Here is a 490-nt window from a genome sequence, read left to right on the forward strand (position 1 = left end):
GCTCTCGCGAGGTCGCTTCTCTTTGTATGCGCCATTGTAGCACGTGTGTAGCCCTGGTCGTAAGGGCCATGATGACTTGACGTCATCCCCACCTTCCTCCGGTTTATCACCGGCAGTCTCCTTTGAGTTCCCGACCGAATCGCTGGCAACAAAGGATAAGGGTTGCGCTCGTTGCGGGACTTAACCCAACATTTCACAACACGAGCTGACGACAGCCATGCAGCACCTGTCTCACGGCTCCCGAGGGCACACTCTCATCTCTGAAAGCTTCCGTGGATGTCAAGACCAGGTAAGGTTCTTCGCGTTGCATCGAATTAAACCACATGCTCCACCGCTTGTGCGGGCCCCCGTCAATTCATTTGAGTTTTAACCTTGCGGCCGTACTCCCCAGGCGGTCGATTTAACGCGTTAGCTACGGAAGCCACGAGTCAAGCTCACAGCCTCCAAATCGACATCGTTTACGGCGTGGACTACCAGGGTATCTAATCCT

General features: G+C 54.5%; 1 rRNA gene. It reads right to left on the bottom strand.

Annotation, left to right across the window (positions count from 1 at the left end):
- Positions 1 to 490 (bottom strand): 16S ribosomal RNA (locus GS12_RS22785); the annotation flags it as partial.

The sequence above is a fragment of the Erwinia oleae genome (assembly GCF_000770305.1).
Taxonomy (GTDB): domain Bacteria; phylum Pseudomonadota; class Gammaproteobacteria; order Enterobacterales; family Enterobacteriaceae; genus Erwinia; species Erwinia oleae.